This is a genomic window from Pseudomonas sp. S3_A03 (assembly GCF_054668275.1).
Map to the genome: position 1 here is coordinate 4,529,771 of NZ_CP162753.1, position 18,064 is coordinate 4,547,834.

At 62.6% G+C, this 18,064-nt stretch carries 14 protein-coding genes; 5 read left to right on the top strand and 9 right to left on the bottom strand.

Annotation, left to right across the window (positions count from 1 at the left end; all coding sequences use genetic code 11):
* The first annotated feature begins 7 nt into the window (after nucleotides 1-7).
* The 4 genes from AB4O25_RS20725 (at nucleotide 8) to hemE (ending at nucleotide 9,131) form a co-directional block, all read left to right on the top strand.
* Nucleotides 8-1,564, top strand: coding sequence for an SPOR domain-containing protein (locus AB4O25_RS20725; protein WP_017526521.1), 1,557 nt, complete (start codon nucleotides 8-10; stop codon nucleotides 1,562-1,564).
* A gap of 348 nt (nucleotides 1,565-1,912) precedes the next feature.
* A complete protein-coding gene (gene gltB / locus AB4O25_RS20730) occupies nucleotides 1,913-6,358 on the top strand; it encodes a glutamate synthase large subunit (protein WP_460149938.1) in 4,446 nt (1,481 codons plus the stop codon).
* Between the two features lie 32 nt (nucleotides 6,359-6,390).
* The gene (locus AB4O25_RS20735; RefSeq protein ID WP_010213750.1) at nucleotides 6,391-7,809 is read left to right on the top strand and encodes an FAD-dependent oxidoreductase; all 1,419 of its coding nucleotides are present in this window, start codon (nucleotides 6,391-6,393) and stop codon (nucleotides 7,807-7,809) included.
* Nucleotides 7,810-8,063: 254 nt separating this feature from the next.
* Nucleotides 8,064-9,131 (top strand): uroporphyrinogen decarboxylase, encoded by a 1,068-nt coding sequence (gene hemE, locus AB4O25_RS20740; protein ID WP_017526519.1) that lies wholly within the window; start codon nucleotides 8,064-8,066, stop codon nucleotides 9,129-9,131.
* Between the two features lie 68 nt (nucleotides 9,132-9,199).
* On the opposite strand, the gene AB4O25_RS20745 is transcribed toward hemE, so the two are convergent.
* The gene (locus AB4O25_RS20745; RefSeq protein ID WP_065879485.1) at nucleotides 9,200-10,468 is read right to left on the bottom strand and encodes an MFS transporter; all 1,269 of its coding nucleotides are present in this window, start codon (nucleotides 10,466-10,468) and stop codon (nucleotides 9,200-9,202) included.
* A gap of 124 nt (nucleotides 10,469-10,592) precedes the next feature.
* Here AB4O25_RS20745 and AB4O25_RS20750 point away from each other — a divergent pair, with 124 nt between their 5' ends.
* Nucleotides 10,593-11,486: a LysR family transcriptional regulator gene (locus tag AB4O25_RS20750; protein ID WP_017526517.1), complete on the top strand. Its 894-nt coding sequence runs from the start codon at nucleotides 10,593-10,595 to the stop codon at nucleotides 11,484-11,486.
* Nucleotides 11,487-11,553: 67 nt separating this feature from the next.
* Here AB4O25_RS20750 and AB4O25_RS20755 read toward each other — a convergent pair whose 3' ends face one another.
* From AB4O25_RS20755 to AB4O25_RS20790, 8 genes are read right to left on the bottom strand one after another with little or no spacing between them, the layout of a single operon-like run.
* Nucleotides 11,554-11,997, bottom strand: a complete 444-nt coding sequence (locus tag AB4O25_RS20755) for a hypothetical protein (RefSeq protein ID WP_065879484.1) — start codon at nucleotides 11,995-11,997, stop codon at nucleotides 11,554-11,556.
* Between the two features lie 26 nt (nucleotides 11,998-12,023).
* Complete coding sequence (locus tag AB4O25_RS20760) at nucleotides 12,024-13,250, bottom strand: beta-ketoacyl-ACP synthase (protein WP_017526515.1); 1,227 nt, start codon at nucleotides 13,248-13,250, stop codon at nucleotides 12,024-12,026.
* A complete protein-coding gene (gene fabG, locus AB4O25_RS20765; protein WP_017526514.1) occupies nucleotides 13,250-13,978 on the bottom strand; it encodes a 3-oxoacyl-ACP reductase FabG in 729 nt (242 codons plus the stop codon). The genes AB4O25_RS20760 and fabG overlap by 1 nt, the downstream gene beginning before the upstream one ends.
* The gene (locus AB4O25_RS20770; RefSeq protein WP_017526513.1) at nucleotides 13,975-14,436 is read right to left on the bottom strand and encodes a hotdog family protein; all 462 of its coding nucleotides are present in this window, start codon (nucleotides 14,434-14,436) and stop codon (nucleotides 13,975-13,977) included. The genes fabG and AB4O25_RS20770 overlap by 4 nt, the downstream gene beginning before the upstream one ends.
* Nucleotides 14,433-15,599 (bottom strand): beta-ketoacyl-[acyl-carrier-protein] synthase family protein, encoded by a 1,167-nt coding sequence (locus tag AB4O25_RS20775; RefSeq protein WP_017526512.1) that lies wholly within the window; start codon nucleotides 15,597-15,599, stop codon nucleotides 14,433-14,435. Before AB4O25_RS20775 ends, AB4O25_RS20770 begins: the two co-directional genes overlap by 4 nt.
* Nucleotides 15,596-16,078, bottom strand: coding sequence for a hypothetical protein (locus AB4O25_RS20780; protein WP_017526511.1), 483 nt, complete (start codon nucleotides 16,076-16,078; stop codon nucleotides 15,596-15,598). Before AB4O25_RS20780 ends, AB4O25_RS20775 begins: the two co-directional genes overlap by 4 nt.
* Complete coding sequence (locus tag AB4O25_RS20785; RefSeq protein ID WP_017526510.1) at nucleotides 16,075-16,809, bottom strand: class I SAM-dependent methyltransferase; 735 nt, start codon at nucleotides 16,807-16,809, stop codon at nucleotides 16,075-16,077. Before AB4O25_RS20785 ends, AB4O25_RS20780 begins: the two co-directional genes overlap by 4 nt.
* Entirely contained in the window at nucleotides 16,806-18,053 is a 1,248-nt protein-coding gene (locus tag AB4O25_RS20790) for an NAD(P)/FAD-dependent oxidoreductase (protein ID WP_223271432.1), read from the bottom strand. The genes AB4O25_RS20785 and AB4O25_RS20790 overlap by 4 nt, the downstream gene beginning before the upstream one ends.
* Between the last annotated feature and the right edge of the window lie 11 nt (nucleotides 18,054-18,064).

The following is an 18,064-nucleotide window of genomic DNA, read 5'->3' on the forward strand; positions in this document are numbered from 1 at the left end:
GATCGCGATGACTAGTTTGCATGCCGACGAGGCGTTCCTCGGCCATTACCACCTCAGCCATGACCCTTTTGCGCCACGGGTGCCTGGTTTCAAATTTTTCCCGGCCCAGCGCAAGCCGGTGCTGGGACAGTTGCATCACCTCGCACGCTACAGCCAGTTGCTGTTGGTGGTGACGGGCCCGTTGGGCAGCGGCAAGACGCTGTTGCGCCAGGCCCTGGTGGCGAGCACCAACAAGCAATCGGTCCAAAGCCTGGTGGTGTCGGCCCGTGGTGCCGGGGATGCGGCGGGCGTGCTGCGCCAAGTGGCACAAGCCCTGGACGTGTCCACTGCCGAACCGAACGCGATCCTCAAGCAAGTGGTGCAGTTGGGTCTCACCGGCCAGGAAGTCTACCTGCTGGTGGATGACGCCGAGCAGCTCGATGAATCAGCCCTGGAAGCGCTGCTGGCGCTGGCGGCGGGTACGCCGGAAGGTCGCCCCCATGTGTTCCTGTTTGGTGAGTCGTCGCTCATCGCCGATCTGGAGCAGATCAGTGGCGATCAAGAGCTGTTCCACGTCATCGAATTACAGCCCTACGAAGAGGAAGAAACCCGCGAATACCTGGCTCAACGCCTCGAAGGCGCAGGGGCGGGTATCGAACTTTTCTCCGCTCAACAGATCTCTGATATTCACGAAAGCGCAGGCGGCTGGCCTGGCACCATCAACCAGGTTGCCCGCGATGCCATGATCGAAGCCATGATTGCCAGCCGCTCAGCGGTCAAGCGTCCAAAGATGGGGTTCACTATGCCTAAGAAGCACGTATTGGCGATTTCCGCTGTTGTCGTGGTCGCTGTTGCGGCCGCCTGGTTGATCCCAGGCCGCAGTAAGGCACCCACCACGGCCGGCGCCCCGGCTGAACAGGCGCAACTGCCACTGGGTAAACCCACGCCGAATGTCGAGTTCGCCAACTCCGGCCAGCCGACCAACCTGCCGATGGTCGGCCAACCTGTAATGCGCGGCCCGCTCGCCGAAGAAGCCGGCGGTATCTCCGAAGGCGACGACGGCGTGCCTGTGGAAGGTTCCAGCGCTACCCCACCGACGGTGACCACCACCGCACCACCTGCGGGCGTGCCGGCGGGTCAGCCGGCCGCCAAGCCAGTGCCAACACCTGCGCCTACCGTTGCTACCGCCAAGCCCGCACCTGTGACCAAGCCTGTCGCGCCTGCTCCAGCCGCCAAGCCAGCGCCTGTGACCAAGCCGGCTGAAAAACCGGCCACCGTGGCCAAGGCCGGTGCGGCCGGCAGCAGTTGGTACGCCAGCCAGCCTACCGGGAATTTTGTGGTGCAGATCCTCGGCACCAGCTCCGAAGCCAACGCCCAGGCGTTCGTGAAGGAGCAGGGCGGCGAGTACCGTTATTTCAAGAAAGTGCTCAACGGCAAGCCTCTCTACGTGATCACCTACGGCAACTTCGCAAGCCGTGCCGCAGCTGATTCTGCGATCAAAACCTTGCCAGCGAAGGTTCAGGCTGGTAAACCTTGGCCTCGCACTGTTGCCAGCGTTCAACAAGAACTGGCAACAACTCGCTGAAGATCCGGCGACCTTACCCAGGTCGCCCTCCCGGCACCTCAAAAAAACTACAACAGCGTGCAGCCCTGAAGGCCGCGCGCTTTGTGGTGTCTGCGCATGTAGCTTTTGAGTCGTAGCGGTCAGAATTAAAAAAGTTTTGACTAGCACAGCATATCGCTTTAAACCTTTCATAAATGCGACATAGATTTGCGACATTTCGTCGCTAAATTTGTGAGCGTCTGTGTCGGTGTGTACAATGACCTCCCTTTTGCCCCCGCTAAGCCGGCGTACGTTCGGCGTGGAAGGTAACCGGTTGAATTGAAAAGAAATTTGCCTCGGTAAAAGAGGCAGCCTGGTGAGAAAGTGTCTATGAAAGCAGGTCTGTACCAACCCGATGAATTCAAGGATAACTGCGGTTTCGGCCTGATAGCCCATATGCAGGGCGAGCCCAGTCATACCCTTTTGCAAACGGCCATCGAGGCCCTGACCTGCATGACCCACCGTGGTGGGATCAACGCCGACGGCAAGACCGGTGACGGTTGTGGCTTGCTGATTCAAAAGCCCGACCAGTTCCTGCGCGCTGTCGCCAAAGAGCATTTCGCGGTCGACCTGCCCAAGCAGTACGCCGTGGGCATGGTGTTTTTCAACCAGGACCCGGTCAAAGCCGAAGCCGCTCGCGAGAACATGAACCGCGAAATCGTCGCAGCCGGCCTGCAACTCGTCGGCTGGCGCAAAGTGCCGATCGACACCAGCGTGCTCGGCCGCCTGGCCTTGGAGCGCCTGCCGCAGATCGAACAGGTGTTCATCGCAGGCGACGGCCTGAGCGACCAGGACATGGCGATCAAGCTGTTTACATCGCGCCGTCGCTCGTCCGTGGCCAACGCCGCGGACACCGACCACTACATCTGCAGCTTTTCCCACAAGACCATCATTTATAAAGGCCTGATGATGCCGGCGGACCTCACCGCCTTCTATCCGGACCTGAGCGATGAGCGCCTGCAAACCGCGATCTGCGTGTTCCACCAGCGCTTCTCCACCAACACCCTGCCGAAATGGCCGCTGGCCCAGCCATTCCGCTTCCTCGCCCACAACGGCGAGATCAATACCATTACCGGCAACCGCAACTGGGCCGTGGCCCGTCGCACCAAGTTCGCCAACGATCTGATGGACCTCGAAGAGCTCGGCCCGCTGGTCAATCGCGTGGGTTCGGACTCCTCCAGCATGGACAACATGCTCGAATTGATGGTCACCGGCGGCATCGACCTGTTCCGTGGCGTGCGCATGATCATTCCGCCTGCGTGGCAGAACGTCGAGACCATGGACCCGGACCTGCGTGCGTTCTATGAGTACAATTCGATGCACATGGAGCCGTGGGACGGCCCGGCCGGCGTGGTCATGACCGACGGTCGCTACGCGGTGTGCCTGCTCGACCGCAACGGTCTGCGCCCGGCGCGCTGGGTCACCACCACCAACGGTTTCATCACCCTCGCGTCGGAAATCGGCGTGTGGAACTACCAGCCCGAAGACGTGATCGCCAAAGGCCGTGTCGGCCCTGGGCAGATCCTGGCCGTGGACACCGAAACCGGGCAGATCCTCGACACCGACGCCATCGACAACCGCCTGAAGTCCCGTCACCCGTACAAGCAATGGCTGCGCAAGAACGCCCTGCGTATCCAGGCGACCATGGAAGACAACGACCACGGTTCGGCCTTCTATGACATCGACCAGCTCAAGCAGTACATGAAGATGTATCAGGTCACGTTCGAAGAGCGCGACCAAGTGCTGCGCCCGCTCGGTGAGCAAGGCTACGAGGCCGTCGGCTCCATGGGCGACGATACGCCGATGGCCGTGCTGTCCCAGCGCGTGCGCACGCCGTACGACTACTTCCGCCAGCAGTTCGCCCAGGTCACCAACCCACCGATCGACCCGCTGCGCGAAGCCATCGTGATGTCCCTGGAGGTGTGCCTCGGTGCCGAGCGCAATATCTTCCAGGAATCGCCTGAGCATGCCTCCCGCGTGATCCTCAGCTCGCCGGTCGTTTCCCCGGCCAAGTGGCGCTCGCTGATGACCCTGGATCGCCCGGGCTTCGACCGCCAGATCATCGACCTGAACTACGACGAGAGCCTCGGCCTTGAAGCCGCGGTGCGCAACGTCGCCGACCAGGCCGAAGAAGCTGTGCGCGCCGGCCGCACCCAGATCGTGTTGACCGACCGCCACATCGCGCCGGGCAAGCTGCCGATCCACGCCTCGCTCGCCACCGGCGCCGTGCACCATCGCCTGACCGAAAAAGGCCTGCGTTGCGACTCCAACATCCTCGTCGAGACCGCCACCGCTCGCGATCCGCATCACTTTGCGGTGCTGATCGGCTTCGGCGCTTCGGCGGTGTACCCGTTCCTTGCGTACGAAGTGCTGGGTGACCTGATCCGCACCGGTGAAGTACTGGGCGACCTCTATGAGGTGTTCAAGAACTACCGCAAGGGCATCACCAAGGGCCTGCTGAAGATTCTGTCGAAGATGGGCATCTCCACCGTCACGTCGTATCGCGGCGCTCAACTGTTCGAAGCCATCGGCCTGTCCGAAGAAGTCTGCGACCTGAGCTTCCGTGGCGTGCCAAGCCGTATCAAAGGCGCGCGTTTCGTCGACATCGAAGCCGAACAGAAAGCCCTGGCGGCCGAAGCCTGGAGCGCGCGCAAGCCGATCCAGCAAGGCGGCCTGCTCAAGTTCGTGCACGGTGGCGAATACCACGCGTACAACCCGGACGTGGTCAGCACCCTGCAAGCCGCCGTGCAGCAGGGCGACTACGCCAAGTTCAAGGAATACACCGCGCTGGTGGATAACCGCCCGGTGTCGATGATCCGCGACCTGTTCAAGGTGAAGACCCTGGACACACCGTTGGCCATCAGCGAAATCGAACCGCTGGAATCGATCCTCAAGCGCTTCGACTCCGCCGGTATTTCCCTCGGCGCCTTGTCGCCTGAGGCGCACGAAGCCCTGGCCGAAGCCATGAACCGCCTGGGTGCGCGTTCCAACTCCGGCGAAGGCGGCGAAGACCCGGCGCGCTACGGCACCATCAAAAGCTCGAAAATCAAGCAGGTCGCCACCGGCCGTTTCGGCGTGACCCCGGAATACCTGGTCAACGCCGAAGTGCTGCAGATCAAGGTGGCTCAGGGCGCCAAGCCCGGTGAGGGCGGCCAGCTGCCGGGCGGCAAGGTCAACGGCCTGATCGCCAAGCTGCGTTATGCAGTGCCGGGCGTGACTCTGATTTCGCCACCGCCGCACCACGATATCTATTCGATTGAAGACTTGTCGCAGCTGATTTTCGACCTCAAGCAAGTCAACCCGCAGGCCCTGGTCTCGGTGAAACTGGTGGCGGAAGCCGGCGTGGGCACCATCGCCGCCGGCGTGGCCAAGGCGTATGCCGACCTGATCACCATCTCCGGCTACGACGGCGGCACCGGCGCTTCGCCGCTGACCTCCATCAAGTACGCCGGTGCGCCATGGGAACTCGGCCTGGCGGAAACCCACCAGACCTTGCGCGGCAACGACCTGCGCGGCAAGGTGCGGGTACAGACCGACGGCGGCCTGAAAACCGGCCTGGACGTGATCAAGGCCGCGATTCTCGGTGCCGAGAGCTTCGGCTTCGGCACTGCGCCCATGATCGCCCTGGGCTGCAAATACCTGCGCATCTGCCACTTGAACAACTGCGCCACCGGCGTGGCGACGCAGAACGAAAAACTGCGCAAGGATCACTACATCGGCACCGTCGACATGGTGGTGAATTTCTTCACCTACGTCGCCGAAGAAACCCGTGAGTGGCTGGCCAAGCTGGGCGTGCGTTCCCTCGAAGAGCTGATCGGTCGCACCGATCTGCTGGACATCCTCGAAGGCCAGACCGCCAAGCAACAGCACCTGGACCTGACGCCGTTGTTGGGCAGTGATCACATCCCGGCAGACAAGCCGCAATTCTGCCAGGTGGATCGCAACCCGCCGTTCGACAAAGGCCTGCTGGCCGAGAAAATGGTCGAAATGGCCGGTTCCTCGATCAACGACGCCAGCGGTGGCGAATTCGCCCTGGATATCTGCAACTGCGACCGTTCCATCGGTGCACGTGTCTCCGGCGAAATCGCGCGCAAGCACGGCAACCAGGGCATGGCCAAGGCGCCGATCACCTTCCGCTTCAAGGGCACCGCGGGCCAGAGCTTTGGCGTGTGGAACGCCGGCGGCCTGCACATGTACCTGGAAGGCGACGCCAACGACTACGTGGGCAAGGGCATGACCGGCGGCAAGCTGGTGATCGTTCCGCCTAAAGGCAGCGTGTACAAGACCCAGGACAGCGCCATCATCGGCAACACCTGCTTGTACGGCGCCACCGGTGGCAAGCTCTTCGCCGCAGGCACCGCCGGCGAGCGTTTCGCCGTGCGTAACTCCGGTGCCCACACCGTGGTGGAAGGCACCGGCGATCACTGCTGCGAGTACATGACCGGTGGCTTTGTCGCGGTACTGGGCAAAACCGGTTACAACTTCGGTTCGGGCATGACCGGCGGTTTCGCCTATGTGCTCGACCAGGACAACACCTTCGTCGACAAGGTCAACCACGAGTTGGTCGAGATCCAGCGCATCAGCGGCGAAGCCATGGAATCCTATCGCAACCACTTGCAGCACGTGCTGGATGAATACGTCGAGGAAACCGGCAGCGAATGGGGTCGTAACCTCGCCGAAAACCTCGATGATTACCTGCGTCGTTTCTGGCTGGTCAAGCCCAAGGCTGCCAACCTGAAATCGTTGCTTTCCAGCATCCGTGCCAACCCGCAGTGATATGCGCCTGAAGAGTTTGATGAGGTTTTAACATGGCTGAACGTCTGAATAACGACTTCCAGTTCATCGATGTCGGGCGCAAAGATCCGAAGAAGAAACTGTTGCGTCAACGCAAGAAAGAGTTCGTGGAAATCTACGAACCCTTCAAACCCCAGCACTCGGCCGACCAGGCCCACCGCTGCCTGGGGTGCGGTAACCCGTATTGCGAATGGAAGTGCCCGGTGCACAACTTCATTCCCAACTGGCTGAAGCTGGTGGCCGAGGGCAACATCCTCGCCGCCGCCGAGCTGTCGCACCAGACCAACACCCTGCCGGAAGTCTGCGGCCGGGTGTGCCCGCAGGACCGTCTGTGCGAGGGCGCGTGCACCCTCAACGACGGCTTCGGCGCGGTGACCATCGGTTCGGTGGAGAAGTACATCACCGACACAGCCTTCGCCATGGGCTGGCGTCCGGACATGTCCAAGGTCAAGCCGACCGGCAAGCGCGTGGCGATCATCGGCGCGGGCCCTGCCGGCCTGGGTTGTGCCGACGTACTGGTGCGTGGCGGCGTGACCCCGGTGGTGTTCGACAAGAACCCGGAAATCGGCGGCCTGCTGACCTTCGGTATCCCAGAGTTCAAGCTGGAAAAAACCGTGTTGAGCAACCGTCGTGAAGTGTTCACCGGCATGGGTATCGAGTTCCGCCTGAACACCGAGATCGGCAAAGACGTGACCATGGAGCAACTGCTCGAAGAATACGATGCGGTGTTCATGGGCATGGGCACCTACACCTACATGAAGGGCGGCTTTGCCGGTGAGGACCTGCCGGGCGTGTATGACGCGCTCGACTTCCTGATCGCCAACGTCAACCGCAACCTGGGCTTTGAAAAGTCGCCGGAAGATTTCGTCGACATGAAGGGCAAGAAGGTCGTGGTGCTGGGCGGTGGCGACACCGCGATGGACTGCAACCGCACCTCGATCCGCCAGGGCGCCAAGTCGGTGACCTGCGCGTATCGCCGTGACGAAGCCAACATGCCCGGCTCGCGCAAAGAGGTGAAGAACGCCAAGGAAGAAGGCGTGAAATTCCTCTACAACCGCCAGCCGATCGCGATTGTCGGTGAAGACCGTGTCGAAGGCGTGAAGGTGGTCGAGACCCGTCTCGGCGAACCGGACGCCCGTGGCCGCCGCAGCCCCGAGCCGATCCCGGGTTCCGAAGAGATCATCCCGGCCGACGCGGTGGTCATCGCCTTCGGTTTCCGCCCAAGCCCGGCGCCCTGGTTCGAGCAGTTCCAGATCCAGACCGACAGCCAGGGCCGCGTCGTCGCCCCGGAACAAGGCCAGTACAAGCACCAGACCAGCAACCCGAAGATTTTTGCGGGTGGCGATATGGTGCGCGGCTCTGACCTGGTAGTAACGGCGATCTTCGAAGGCCGCAACGCCGCCGAAGGCATCCTGGACTATCTTCAGGTCTGACCCATTTCACCTTTGAAATGTGGCCAAAATGTGGGGGGGGCTTGCCCCCGATAGCGGTGGTTCAGTTAAAGATACTCAGACTGACACACTGCAATCGGGGCAAGTCGAATCGTCGCACCGCCCCTCCCACATTTGATTTGCGCAGGTTCAAGATATTGTCGTAAATCAACCCGATAGACAAAAGGCACGGCTCACTCCGTGCCTTTTGCGTCGCGCTCTGAGAAAATGCCCGCACTTTTTTTGCGGATGCCGACATGACTGCCCTCAAGAACGACCGTTTCCTTCGTGCCCTGCTCAAGCAGCCCGTAGACGTCACTCCGGTGTGGATGATGCGTCAAGCCGGTCGCTACCTGCCGGAATACCGCGCCAGTCGCGCCCACGCCGGCGACTTCATGAGCTTGTGCATGAACCCGGAATTCGCCTGCGAAGTCACCCTGCAGCCGCTGGACCGCTACCCACAACTGGACGCGGCCATCCTGTTCTCCGACATCCTCACCATCCCCGACGCCATGGGCCAGGGCCTGTATTTTGAAACCGGCGAAGGCCCGCGTTTCAAGAAGGTCGTCAGCACCCTGGCCGATATCGAAGCCCTGCCGATCCCCGATCCGCACAAAGACCTCGGCTACGTGATGGACGCCGTAAGCACCATCCGCCGCGAACTGAACGGCCGCGTGCCGCTGATCGGTTTCTCCGGCAGCCCATGGACCCTGGCCACCTACATGGTCGAAGGCGGCTCGTCGAAAGACTTCCGCAAAACCAAGGCCATGCTCTACGACAACCCGCAGGCCATGCACCTGCTGCTGGATAAGCTGGCGCAGTCGGTGACCTCCTACCTCAACGGCCAGATCATGGCCGGCGCGCAAGCGGTGCAGATTTTCGACACCTGGGGCGGCAACCTGTCGGCGGCGGCATACCAGGAATTCTCCCTGGCCTACATGCGCAAGATCGTCGGCGGCCTGATCCGCGAACACGAAGGCCGCAAAGTGCCGGTAATCATGTTCACCAAAGGCGGCGGCCTATGGTTGGAGAGCATTGCAGACGCCGGTGCCGATGCCCTGGGCCTGGACTGGACCTGCGACCTCGGCGAAGCCCGCCGTCGCGTCGGCAACCAGGTTGCGCTGCAAGGCAACATGGACCCGACGGTGCTGTACGCCAAGCCGGAAGCGATCCGCGCCGAAGTCGGCCGCATCCTGGCCAGCTATGGCAAGGGCAGCGGGCATGTGTTCAACCTGGGTCATGGCATCACGCCGGAAGTGAACCCGGAGCACGCGGGCGCGTTCCTGCAGGCGGTGCATGAACTGTCCGCGCAATACCACGAATAAAACGCAAACCAAAATGTGGGAGGGGCGGTGCGACGATTCGCCCCTCCCACATTAATAGCCAGAAACCTTCAGACATGCCCCAACGGCGGCAGCTTCGCCAACTTCAATGCCACCAGCAGCGCGCCGATCAACAACGCCACGATAAACGCGCCGATCCCGTTCCACCCGGCAAGGTGCCAGAAAAAACCGCCCGTGGTGCCCGCGACGCTGGAGCCGGCGTAATAGCTGAACAGGTACAGCGAGGACGCTTGCCCCTTGGCCTTGACCGCGCGGCGGCCGATCCAACTGCTGGCCACCGAGTGGGCGCCGAAGAAGCCGAAGGTGAAGACCAACATGCCCGGCACCACCAGCCACAATGGCGTGAAGAGGGTTAACGTCATTCCGCCGAGCATCAACACGATGGTGGCCCACAGCACGCGTCGGCGGCCGAGGCGGTCGGCCAGCGAGCCGATTTTCGCCGAGCTGTAGATACCCGAGAGGTACACCAACGACAGCAGGCCGACCACCGCCTGGCTCAGGTCGTAGGGATCGGCCAGCAGGCGATAGCCGATGTAGTTGAACATCGTCACGAAGGCACCCATCAACAGGAAGGCTTCCAGAAACAACCATGGCAGGCCGGCGTCCTTGAAGTGCATGACAAAGCCGTCAACCAGGCTGCGCGGCTTGAGGCTGCTGGCGCGGAAGTTGCGCGATTCGGGGAGGATCTTCCAGAACACCGTGGCCGCAATCAGCGCCAGGGCGCCGATGATCAGCATCGCGGTGTGCCAGCTGACGAAGTCGATCAATACGCCGATCATCAAGCGCCCGCTCATGCCGCCTATCGCATTGCCGCCGATGTAAAGGCCCATGGCCAGGCCAATGTGGTGTGGGTGGATCTCTTCGCTCAGGTAGGTCATGGCAACGGCGGCCAAGCCGCTCAACGATAGCCCGACCAGCGCACGCATCAGCAAGATCCCTTCCCAGGATGGCATCAGACCGCTGGCAATCGTGGCCAGCGCCGCGCAGAACAATGCAGCCACCATCACCGGTTTACGTCCCAGGGTGTCGGAAATCGGCCCGGTGATCAGTAGGCCCAGGGCAAGCATCGCGGTGGCGACCGACAGAATCAGACTGCTTTGCGCCGCATTGATGGAAAACTCGTGGGACAGCGCCGGCATCATCGGTTGCACGCAATACAGCAGGGCAAACGTGGCGAAACCGCCGCAGAACAGCGCCAGCACCGTACGCATGAACATCGGCGTGCCTTTTTCGATGTAGGCGTCGCTCGGTTGAGCCACCCCTTCATCCAGGGCGGTGGGCGGTACTTCGTGAGCGAGTGGCGCGACAGCAGATTTCACAGGGGCCTCGTTGAGCAATGGTCTGCCAGGGCAGGCAATGCAAAAAAGAATATAGCTGGCTAATGATTCTTTCCAATATATTGTTCGACCTGTTTGATAGCTTTTACGACCTAATGAGGTGGGCATGGAATTGCGTCATCTGCGGTACTTCATCGCCGTCGCCGAAGAGCTGCACTTTGGTCGAGCGGCGCAGGTGCTGGGCATCTCGCAACCGCCGCTGAGCCAGCAGATCCAGGCGCTGGAGCAGGAGGTGGGCGCACGGTTATTCGAGCGTACCAATCGTCGGGTCGAGCTGAGCGAGGCGGGGCGGCTGTTCCTGCACGAAGCGCGATTAGTGCTGGCGCAGGTGGACAAGGCGGCTGACGTGGCCCGGCGTGCGCAATTGGGCGAACTGGGGGAATTGAAGATCGGCTTCACGTCGTCGGCGCCGTTCAATTCCAGCATTCCCCAGGCGATCTTTGCGTTTCGCCAGGCCTTCCCGGCGGTACACCTGAACTTGCAGGAAATGAGCAGCACCGAAGTGGCCGAGTCGCTGCTGGATGAGTCGATCCAGGTGGGGCTGATGCGGCCGTTGCCGTTGGCGGACTCGTTGAGTGTTGTCGAGCTGATGCGTGAGCCGCTGGTCGCGGTATTGAACGCAGGCCACCCATTGGCGCAAGGCAGCGAGCGTGGCTTGCATCTGACGCAACTGGCTGACGAGCCATTTGTGTTTTTCCCACGCAGTTACGGTAGTGGCTTGTATGCCCAACTGCTCAGCCTGTGCCGCGACGCCGGCTTCAGCCCACACGTCGCCCAGGAAGCGGGAGAGGCGATGACCATCATCGGCCTGGTGGCCGCAGGGCTGGGAGTTTCGGTGTTGCCGGCGTCTTACCAGCGCATTCGCATTGATGGTGTGGTGTATCGCACCTTGCTCGACCCGGAGGCGGTGACGTCGGTGTGGCTGGTGCAGCGCAAGGGTGCGCAGACGCCCATGGCTGCGGCGTTTGTGGAGCTGCTGACGCGTAAGGCGCTGGTGTAGGCACTGGCAGGGAAGAGGGCGCCGAAAGGCGCCCTTTGTCGTTGCTGAAGAACAGAGCGCGTCGGTTCTACTTGGAGGTACCCGTCTGCTCGAACAACTGTGCCGCCGAGCCCGATTCATTCACGCCACCGTTGCGCAAGCCCGCCATGATGTCGCTGTCCAGGTTGTTCACCCAGCGGTTGTAGTTGCGGTGGATCTTGCCGTCCTTGTAGCCCAGCGCGCGGCTGTCGCGGTAGGTGATGGCGTAGCTGTTACGGGTGTAGCGGATGTCGATGGCTGCGTAATACTGGTTGCGCACGGTGATCTCGGCCTGCACCAGTTGCGGGCTCAGGCGTTGTACGGTCCATTCGCGTTTTTGCAGGGCGTTGACGATGACCTGCTTCATTTTTTCTTCGCTGACCTGGGTGTCGGCCTGCAGGTCGTGCTGGGTGTTGAGCACCGGTTTGCTGGTGCAGCCGGCAGTGGTCAGCAGGGCCAGGGTGATCAGGGTGGCGCGTAGCAAGGAAGACATTCCGTATTCTCCAATCGATTAAAAAGTCAGGACCAGCGGCGGAAGATCAGCGACGTGTTCACGCCGCCAAAGGCAAAGTTATTGTTCATCACGTAGTCGTGATGCATCTCGCGAAACTCACCTTGCAGGTAATCCAGCTCGCCGCATTGCGGGTCGACGGAGTCCAGGTTGAAGGTGTGCACGTACTGGTTGCTGTTCATCATCTCGATGCTGAACCACGACTCCAACGCCCCGCACGCCCCGAGGGTGTGGCCGAAGAAGCTTTTCTGCGAGCTGATGGGCATGCGCGGGCCGAACAGGCTGCTGGTGGCCTGGGTTTCGGCGATGTCGCCTTGATCGGTGGCGGTGCCGTGGCCGTTGACGTAGCCGATGGCGGACGGTGCCAGCCCGGCGTCTTCCAGGGCCAGCTCCATGGCGCGGCGCATGGTCTTCTGTTCCGGGCGAGTGGTGTGCTGGCCGTCGGCGTTGCTGCCGAAGCCGACGATCTCTGCGTGGATATGCGCACCGCGCGCCAGGGCGTGCTCCAACTCTTCAAGCACCAGCATGCCGCCGCCTTCGCCGATCACCAGGCCGTCGCGGCCGCTGTCGTATGGGCGTGGGCTGGTTTGCGGCGCGTCGTTTTTCAGGCTGGTGGCGTAAAGCGCGTCGAACACCATGGCTTCGGTGGGGCATAGCTCTTCGGCGCCGCCGGCGAGCATCAACGGCAGGCGGCCGAACTTGATCGCCTCGTAGGCATAGCCGATGCCCTGGCTGCCGCTGGTGCAGGCGCTGGAGGTGGGGATCAGGCGCCCGGTCAGGCCAAAAAAGATGCTGATATTCGCCGCGGTGGTGTGCGGCATCATGCGCACATAGGAGTTGGCGTTGAGCCCCTCGGCCACGGAGTTCAGCAGCATGTTGCCGAAGGCCTTGATCTCGTCGGTGCTGCCGGTGGACGAGCCGCAGGCCACACCCATGCGCCCGTCCTTGATCGACTCGTCACCGAGCAGGCCGGCGTCCTGCAGCGCCTGCTCCGCCGCCCACACCGCCAGGCGCGAGACGCGGCCCATGCTGCGCAATTGCTTGCGCGTCCAATGCGCCGGCACCACGAAATCATCAATCGGCCCGGCCAGGCGCGTGTTCAGTTCGGTGAACCGATCCCACTCGTCCATGCGCCGGATGCCGCTGCGGTTGGCGCGGAAGTTGGCCGAGATGGTGGCCCAGTCACCGCCCAGGGAGGTCATGCCGGCCATGCCGGTGACGACGACGCGTTTCATCAGCACAGGCCCCCATTCACGGCCAATACCTGGCGAGTGATATAGCCGGCTTCGGCCGACATCAGGAAATTCACCGCACCGGCGACTTCTTCCGGGGTGCCCATGCGCTGCGCCGGGATCATCTTCATCAGTTCTTCCACCGGTACGTTTTCATCCAGCATGGCGGTATCGATCAAGCCCGGTGCCACGCAGTTGACGGTGATCTTGCGCTTGCCCAGTTCGATGGCCAAGGCCTTGGCGGCGCCGATCAGGCCGGCCTTGGAGGCACTGTAGTTAACCTGGCCACGGTTACCGATCAGCCCCGAGACCGACGTAATACACACGATACGCCCGGCGGCGCGGCGCCGGATCATCGGCATCATCACCGGGTGCAGCACGTTGTAGAAGCCGTCCAGGTTGGTGCGCATCACGACGTCCCAATCGTCTTCGGACAAGGCCGGGAACGCGCCGTCGCGGGTCAGGCCGGCGTTGAGCACCACGCCATAGTAGGCGCCGTGTTGCTCCACATCGGCTTCAAGGATTGCCTTGCAGGCTGTACGGTCCGCCACGTCGAATTGCAGCACCCGCGCCCGGCGTCCCAGGGCCTCGATTTCGACCTGTACTGCGTCGGCTTCGGCACGGCCGCTGCGGCAATGCAGCACGATGTCATGCCCGGCCTGGGCCAGGCGCAGGGCAATGGCGCGGCCGATGCCACGGCTGGAGCCGGTGACCAGTACGGATTCAGTCATGGCGTTTCGTCCTTCGATTCAGCTAAATAGTTGGCCGCCTGGGGCGGTCGAAATACGTTCAAACGGGCGCTGGCCTGGATGCCGATTCCGGTAAGGTGGCATTCGAACACACCCATGCCGTTGTCGTCTTCCAGGGAGCGCAAACCGTGGATGGTCAACTCGGCGCCGGCGGGGAAGTGCGCCACGTTGCATTCAAACTTACGTGTGCCCAGCAGGAACCCCAGTTCCACCGCTTCGCCCTTTTGACGTGCGTGGCAACCGGCGTAGGCGGCGACACTTTGCGCCATCAACTCAACGCCGACCCACGCCGGCAGACTGCCGTCGGCCTGGTTGAACAGGCCGCCAGGCTTGACGGTGGTGCGGGTGTGGATTTGCTCGTCATCGAACGACAGCACGTGGTCGATCAGAATCATGTCGCCGGCGTGAGGCAGCAGTTCGGCGAGTGGCCAGTGGGTCATGGGGCCTCTCCGATAATCAGGCTGATGTTGTTGCCGCCGAAGGCAAATGAATTGCTCATCAGGCAAGGTTTTTCCAGGGTGTCGCCGCGGCGCGCCCATTGCAAGGCAGGCAGCGCGGGGTCGGGCTGGCCGTCCCACACGTGGGGCGGCACGCGGCCGTGGGCCAGGCTCAGCCAGCAGAAGGCAGCTTCCAATGCGCCGGCCGCGCCCAGGGTATGGCCGCTCATGGGTTTGGTCGATGAGCAGGCGACGCCATCGGGGAAGAGGCTGGCGACGGCCAGGCTTTCCATCGCGTCGTTGTGCTGGGTGGCGGTGCCATGCAGGTTCAGGTAGCCGATCTGCTCGGGCACAAGCCCTGCACTGGCCAGGGCCTTGCGCATTGCCTGCAATGCGCCTTTGCCGGTGGGCTCGGGCGCGGAAATATGGTGGGCGTCACAGCTGGCGCCGCCGCCGAGCAGAGCGATGGGGCCCGGTGCCCGGGTCATCAGAAACAGCACCGCCGCTTCGCCGATATTGATGCCATCGCGGTTCGCCGAAAACGGGTTGCAACGTTCACTCGACACCGCTTCCAGCGCACTGAAGCCATTGAGGGTCAGCTTGCACAGGCTGTCCACGCCGCCGCAGATCACCGCATCGCATACGCCAAGGTCGAGCAGGCGTTGGGCACTCAGCAGCGCGCGGGCGCTGGAGGTGCAAGCGGTGGAAATCACATAGGCCGGGCCGCTCAATTGCAGCCAGTCGGCGAGGAAGTTCGCCGGCGCGCTGAGTTCCTGTTGCTGATAGTCGTAGTCACCGGGGAATTGCCGATCGCGCAGGTACTCGGCGATGCCACGGCTGGCTTCGTCGATGCCCGAGGTGCTGGTGCCCAGCACGATGCCGACCCGCGAGGCGCCGTAGGTGTGGATCGCCTGGCGAATCGGCTGTTCGACCTGCAACGCCGCCTCCAGCAGCAACTGGTTATTGCGGCTGCTCTGTTGGCCGAGCTCCAGCGGGATGGCCGCCAACTCGCCCTGCACGCCCGCCACTGGCAACACGCGTTCCGGCACCCAGCCACTTTCGGCGCGCATGCCGGAGCAATCGCCGGCAAACAGGCTGCGGCTCACTTCGGCCTGGCCCCGGCCGAGGGCGCAAATCACCCCAAGGGCATTCAGGTAAGCGCTCATCGCGCGGCACCCAGCGGTGTGATGCGGTAGCTCAACGGCTGGCCGGTCATGTTCACGCTGAACACTTCGGACGACTGATACACGATCTGCCAATGGCCCGGCAGCGTACGCGTGAGGTCCATCGCCTGGGCGTCGGGGTAGAGCGCGCGCAGGTCATCCGCCGAGGTCAGGGCAAATAGCAGCGCGGCAAACAATTCGCGCGCCTGGGGGTTGGGCGGCAGCAGGCCGTCGGCCTGCCACTGCCCATTGAGCAGTTTTTGCCGGGCCTGGGGGATGCCCAGCGGGTCCATCATTGACCAGCGGATCGCGCCGTCCTCACGTTGGATCACCAGCAGCCAGTCTTGGCTCTGGCCCTCGGCCAGGCGCTGCACATGCAGTTGCATCGGCAGCGCCAAGGCCGGGGTTTTTTCCGGCAACGGCGGTTGGCCGGCGCAGGCGCTCAGCAGCAACAGGCAAGCGATCAGCAGGCTGCGCATCATGGCGTGGCGCTCGCCAGGGGTTTGCGCGCGACGCAGTTGACCAGGGTTTCTTCCCGCTGGCCCACCGGCGGCGGGTTACGCAGGCCCCAGCGCTCCAGCAGGCCGAAATCGGTGGAGCGGCTCCACCACAAATACGGGTACGAGACGTTCTGCGGGCCAAATTCAAAGCCCTGCTCGCGAAGCATCCCCAAGTACTCTTCGGCGCTTTTCTGCACATGCATGGGGTGGCGGAACAGCCAGCGGATCACCCAGGTGTCGATATAGGCCTCGGTGGATTCGGCGAACAGCAGATAGCCGCCCGGCTTGAGTACCCGATAAAACTCTTGCAGGGCGCGATGCTGTTCAACCAGATGATGGAAAGTCTGGTGGCAGAACAGGATGTCGACGCTGGCATCCGGCACGTTGAGCGTCGCGCAGTCGCTGCCGATCAGCTCCACTTCCAGGCCCTGGCGTGCGGCTTCGGCCTTGCTCAGTGCCAGGCTGTGAGGGTCGGCATCCAGGCCGATCAGGCGCTGGGGGGCGAACACCTGCTGCAAATACTGAAACGACTTGCCCTGGCCGCAACCGGCGTCCAACAGCACCGGCGCTGCCGGCAGCGGCTCGGTGAACAAGCTGCGCAGGTCATTGATCGCCACGCGCAGCACATGGTGCTGCCAGGTGTGGCTGCGCAGGAACCAGAAGCCGAATCGGGTTTCTTCGACGTAGTTTTTACTCAAATATTGAGCGCTCATACCGGTTCACTCGCACAGATTTCCGACAACATCCGCAACCGTCGCTTGGGTTCGCTGACAAACGGGTTGCGTTCGTCCCACGCATAACCGGCGAGGATCGAGCTGATCATGCGGCGAATATCCGGCGAACTGTCCGGGTGGAAGATCACGTCCTGGAACGTGCCCGCATACCAGCCTTCGACGTAGCAGCGGAAGGTGTCGACGCCGCGCTTCAAGGGGGCGGCGAACTCGGTTTGCCAATCCACGGCCTGGCCTTTGAGCTGACGGTCCAGCAGGCCGGCCGCCATGCTCGCCGAGCGCATGGCGATGGTCACGCCGGATGAAAATACCGGGTCGAGAAACTCCGCAGCATTGCCCAACAAGGCAAAGCCTGGGCCGTGCAACGCTTTGACATTGGCCGAGTAGCCGCCGATGGTGCGCGCCGGCGTATCCCACACGGCGTTGTGCAGCACGCCGGACAGGCTTGGGGTTTCGTCGATAAAACCACGCAGGCAAGCGTCAAGGTCGGCGTCGCGGCCGTCGAAATGTTCCTTGGCCGCCACCACGCCCACCGAGCAGCGGCCGTTGCTGAAGGGGATGGTCCAGAACCAGATATCGCGTTGGGTCGGGTGGGTGGTGATCAGGATCTTGGTGCGGTCGAAACCGGGGTGTTCGATGCGGTCTTCGACATGGGTGAACACCGCCTGGCGTACCGGGAAGTTCGACGGCGCCTCCAGGTCCAGCAAGCGCGGCAGCACGCGGCCATAACCGCTGGCGTCGAGCACGAACTTGGCTTTGAGGTGGTACTCGCTGCCGTTCTCGCGACGCACGTGCAGGTAACGGGTTTCGCCCTTGAAATCCACGCCGACGATGGTTTCGCCGTAGCGGATCTCCACGCCCTGCTGTGCGGCCTGGTCGGCCAGCAACTTGTCGAATTCGCCGCGCTGCACCTGGAAGGTGGTCGGCTTGCCGTTGCTGAAGGTGTCGCTGAAGTCAAAGGCGCTGTAGCGCTCGCCCCAGGCGAACGCGGCGCCGGTTTTCACTTGGAAACCGGCGGCCTGCACGGCATCAAGCATGCCGGCTTCTTCAATAAAGTCGATGCAGTGGGACAGCAGGCTTTCGCCGATCGAGAACCGCGGGAAATGCTGGCGCTCGATGATCAATACATCATGCCCTTTGCGTTTCAGCAGCGCGGCGGCGATGGCTCCGGACGGGCCGGCGCCGATCACCACCACTTGGCGACGTTCCATTTCAACTATGGGCACGAGGGCTCCTT